This window comes from Syntrophomonas sp., from assembly GCF_028707975.1.
Taxonomy (GTDB): Bacteria; Bacillota; Syntrophomonadia; order Syntrophomonadales; family Syntrophomonadaceae; genus Syntrophomonas.
This window is the reverse complement of the sequence record NZ_JAQVZX010000120.1, coordinates 1-4,713: the sequence shown is the minus strand read 5'-3', so window position 1 is coordinate 4,713 and position 4,713 is coordinate 1. Positions and strand designations below refer to the sequence as shown.

Annotated in this window: 4 protein-coding genes; 3 read left to right on the top strand and 1 reads right to left on the bottom strand. The window is 50.3% G+C overall.

Annotated features, from left to right (window positions below; all coding sequences use genetic code 11):
* The 3 genes from PHP87_RS10730 to PHP87_RS10720 all read left to right on the top strand — a co-directional run.
* On the top strand, positions 1-1,287 hold a 1,287-nt coding region (locus PHP87_RS10730), incomplete at its 5' end, for an S-layer homology domain-containing protein (RefSeq protein WP_299921211.1).
* A gap of 74 nt (positions 1,288-1,361) precedes the next feature.
* Complete coding sequence (gene hydF / locus PHP87_RS10725; RefSeq protein ID WP_299921209.1) at positions 1,362-2,585, top strand: [FeFe] hydrogenase H-cluster maturation GTPase HydF; 1,224 nt, start codon at positions 1,362-1,364, stop codon at positions 2,583-2,585.
* A 247-nt stretch (positions 2,586-2,832) separates the two neighbouring features.
* Entirely contained in the window at positions 2,833-4,239 is a 1,407-nt protein-coding gene (locus tag PHP87_RS10720) for an aldehyde dehydrogenase (protein ID WP_299921207.1), read from the top strand.
* Between the two features lie 86 nt (positions 4,240-4,325).
* Here PHP87_RS10720 and PHP87_RS10715 read toward each other — a convergent pair whose 3' ends face one another.
* Entirely contained in the window at positions 4,326-4,529 is a 204-nt protein-coding gene (locus tag PHP87_RS10715) for a DUF3892 domain-containing protein (RefSeq protein ID WP_299921213.1), read from the bottom strand.
* Positions 4,530-4,713: the final 184 nt, after the last annotated feature.

Here is a 4,713-nt window from a genome sequence, read left to right as displayed (position 1 = left end):
GATACCCTTTTGCAGTTTGACTTTGGCAACGGTATGGACAAAACCTTGAGCAGCAATCTGAACAAGATTCGAGTCTATGAAAAAGCCAGCGGTACTGAAGTTAAACACTCCAACTATAATTATATAAAACAAGGCTCAGGAAATGACGCCGTTAAATTGCGCCGGCTTGAACTTATGTTTAACAACCTGAAACCAGGCACCGCTTATGTAGTGGAACTGGAAGCAGGCATTGAGGCTAATAACGGCAGCACCCTGGGCAGCAAACAGAGCTTCGAATTTAGCACATCGGGCACAACAGCAGGGGGAGGAGTAGCTGTTCCAGCAGATGAAAAGTCATATGGTCAGGAAGCCGCTACTATTAACGAGCAGGGTGCCAGAATCGATATTCCAGCAGCGGCTTTTGACCAGGATTTCAAGGTAAAGGTAAGAAAAGTAGAGGATGTTTCCCAACTACCCCTGGCGGAGAAGGGCAAACTTATCAGTGATGTAGTCGAGATAGAAAAAGATAAGAGCGGAGAGTTTAAGAAAGCAGTAAGCATTACTCTCAGTTTTGATAAGACCAAAGTAGATAGCAACAAATATGATATCCAGATCCGTTATCTGGATGAGAAGGCAAATAAATGGCTTCCCCTGTCCAATATCAAAGTAGACCTGGCCGCAGGCCAGGTTAGTGGCCAGACCAAACATTTTACCAAGTTTGCGGTTATAGCTGCGGAAAAGGCAACCGTCCCGGAACAGAAAGCAATTGAGAATAATAAAGTAGTCAAACTAAGCGATATCCAGGGACACTGGGCCCAGAAAGCCATTGAGGAACTACTGGCTTCCGCAGCTATCGGAGGCTATCCCGACGGAAGCTTCAAGCCCGAGCAGAATATTACCCGGGCAGAGTTTACCAGCATTCTGGTCAAGGCTCTGAAGCTGAATGTTAAGGATGGTAAAGTGTTTGACGATACCGCCCAGCACTGGGCCAAGGAGGCCATAGCTGTGGCAGCTGCCAGTGGAATAGTAAGCGGTTACAGTGAAAGCATTTTTGCTCCGGATGAATCCATTACCAGGGAACAGATGGCAGTAATGGTGGTCAATGCCGCCAAACTGGCGGAACTCAACGAAAACAAGGTCTTTAGTGATGCCGATCAGGTTTCCGCCTGGGCCAGGAAAGCAGTAGCTGTGGCCAACGCACATAGCATTATTTCCGGTTATCCGGACAACAGCTTCCGTCCCCGTGCCAATGCGAGCCGGGCCGAAGCTGCCATGGTAATAGCCAAATCCTTGAAATTGGCCGGTTAAAAGCACTTGCGGTTCTTGCCAGGAAAATGCCGGGTGGGATTCTTTTTTGCCGAAACAGCGAAAGGAGCAAAACGATGCAGGATACCCCCAAAGCCAATCGTTTGCATATAGCTATATTGGGCCGGCGCAATGCCGGGAAATCCAGTTTGATAAACGCCCTGACCCAGCAGGAAATAGCTCTGGTTTCGGAGGTGGCGGGAACTACTACCGATCCGGTTTTCAAGGCTATGGAGATACTGCCTATCGGTCCCTGCATGATAATCGATACCGCCGGCATTGATGATGAAGGTCAACTGGGGGAATTACGAATCAAGAAAAGCCGGGAGGTGCTAAACCAAACGGATTTGGCTTTGCTGGTAATTGACCCGGCTCTGGGTATAAGCGAATACGAGCTGGAATTGAAGCAGGAAATCCAGAGCAGGAAGATAGCGCTCATCGGGGTCTTAAACAAAATAGACCAGGGCAAATTCGATAAAAAAAGCCTGGAAAAACAGCTGGGGCTGTCCCTGGTAGCAGTAAGTTCCCTCAGCAGGGAAGGGATAGAACTATTAAAAGAACGGATTATAGAGCGGGCACCGACCCATTTCGAAGAAGCCCATATAGTGGGGGATCTCATCGAGCCCGGGGATATCTGTTTGCTGGTAGTGCCCATTGACCTAGCTGCTCCCAAGGGACGGCTCATACTGCCCCAGGTGCAGACCATCCGTGATCTGCTGGAAAGTGATGCCACCGTCATGGTGGTCAAGGAAAACCAGCTGCGCCAGGCTCTGGAGGGGCTTAAGAAAAAACCGCGCCTGCTTATTACGGATTCCCAGGTCTTTGGGAAAGTAGCGCCACAGACCCCGGATGAGGTGATGCTCACTTCCTTTTCCATACTCTTTGCTCGCTTCAAAGGGGACCTTCTGGAACTGGTGCGCGGAGCCAAAGCCATCGAAAAGCTGCGTCCCGGCGACCAGGTCTTGATAGCCGAGGCCTGTACCCATCATGCCCAGGACGATGATATCGGGCGGGTGCAGATACCACGCTGGCTGAACCGTTATGTGGGGGGAGAACTGGACTTCCACTGGTATAGTGGCAGCGGCTATCCTGAGAATCTAGAACAATTCAAGCTGGTGGTGCACTGCGGCGCCTGCATGATCAACCGGCGGCAGATGCTCCACCGGATAGATTTGGCCCGGGAAAGCGGGGTGCCGATTGTAAACTACGGGGTTCTGCTGGCTTTTGTAAATGGCATACTGGAGCGAACCTTGCAGCCTTTTCCCCAGGCCCGGGCAGTGCTCAAGGAAGAGCAGGCCTGATTTCATGGGAAACCCTCATGCTCAGAGGACACAACACCGATGAAAATTGAGGAACAACAAGGACGGGGATTTTCTGACGCAGATTTTCGCAGATTTATTATAATTTACGCGGATAGTATCAGCGTATATCACCCTGCGGGTACCACTAATACTCTATTCGGTCGCTATTAAGGTTGCTGCGCCCGAAGGGTCAGCGTCCCGCTGCGTCAAAAAGTTTATTTTCTTAATAGCAACGGGGGATAAGCTTATGACTGTGATCCCAAATGGATATCAGAAGGCACCTGCGGAAGTGCTGGCAAAACAGCAGGCCTTTTTCCAGAGCGGCGCCAGCCGGGAACTGGCTTTTCGAATGCAGGAACTGCAGAAGCTAGAGCGGGCAATCGATAAATGGGAGGACGAGATACTGCGGGCTCTGGAGTTGGATCTGGGCAAATGCCGGCAGGAAGCCTATATGACTGAAGTAGGGCTGCTTCGAGCCGAGCTGGCCTATATCATGAAACACCTCCCCGCCTGGGTGCAAACCCAAAAAGTAAGAACACCCCGGTTGTACCCGGGAGCTAAAAGCCTGATCTATCCGGAACCTCTGGGCCAGGTACTTATTATCAGTCCCTGGAACTACCCGGTTTATCTGGCTTTAACCCCCCTGCTGGGAGCGATGGCCGCCGGTAATTGTGCGGTAATAAAACCTTCCGAATTGGCCCCGCACAGCTCTTCACTCCTGCAGGCCCTTATCCAGGATACCTTTCCGGAGGAATACATTGCGTTGTTTGAAGGTGGGGCCGAGATTAGCAGCGAGCTGCTGGAGCAGCCCTTTGACCACATTTTCTTTACCGGAGGTTCGGTGGTGGGACGACTGGTGATGCAGGCCGCGGTCCGGAGGCTTACTCCGGTGACCCTGGAACTGGGCGGGAAAAGTCCTTGCCTGGTGGATCAGGATGTAAATATTGAATACACGGCCCGCCGCATCGTCTGGGGCAAGTTCTTGAATGCCGGCCAGACCTGCGTGGCCCCCGACTACCTCTTGTTGCAGCGGGAGATAAAAGAGCCCCTGCTGAGAAAAATGGGGGAAGTGCTGCTGAAGTTCTACGGTGCCAATCCTCGCCAGAGCCCCGATTATGCCCGTATCATCAGTGAAGGACATTTCCAGCGGCTAGAGGCCCTGCTGGCCGATGGCCGCATTCTCTATGGCGGCGAGGCCGTGCGGGAAGAACGCTACATTGCTCCCACCATCATGGATGAAATAGAACCTGGCAGCCCTTTGCTGCAGGAAGAAATATTTGGCCCCCTTTTACCGGTGCTGGAATTCGGGAACCTGGAGGAGGCTATCGAATTCGTCAATGAACGCCCCAAACCCCTGGCCCTGTATTTTTTCTCCCACAACCGGAAACGGCAGGAGCAGGTCTTAAGGCACAGCAGCTCCGGAGGTGTCTGCATAAATGATACCTTGAGCCACATCTCCAGTCCTTACCTGCCTTTTGGCGGGGTAGGAGAGAGCGGTATGGGCAGTTACCATGGGCGGGCTTCCTTTGAGCTTTTTTCTCACAAAAAAAGCATCTTGAAACAAAGCTTGTCATTCGATATACCCCTTAAATATCCGCCCTATAGAATACCTCTTCAAGCCTTAAAAAAACTGCTCAAAATTCTCCAAGCTTAATGAATATGCAGGGAAATTCCCATTTCCAGCGCCTGATACCTCAAACGCAGCATATGGATATCATAATGTGCAAGTGTTTGAGCTTCTCAAATCAGAGAAAGACAGTCCCGCTCTTCGTCTATATCACCATCACGGCTCAAGTACAGGTGTTTTTCTCCATTGGCATCTGTAGCGATAAAAGCCCCACCCACATTATCTTGTTCTATTTCCTGGAACAGTTCTTCCAGATTTAGCCTGCGTCCATCACTCAATTCAATGTTCACTATCTCACCCTTATCATTTCTATTTATGCATTAAATGGTTTTTTGATTCACTGTTTTTAATCGCCTTTATTACCGCATGGCAGATGCTCGTGAGGCCCTACATCTATACAGTTCAGGGATTATACTTAATTATTATGATCTAAGATTTTATTATTGATGTTAGTCCTGGTGGTTGCACTGAAATACTTATTCCCGGTTAAGGATTGGGAAG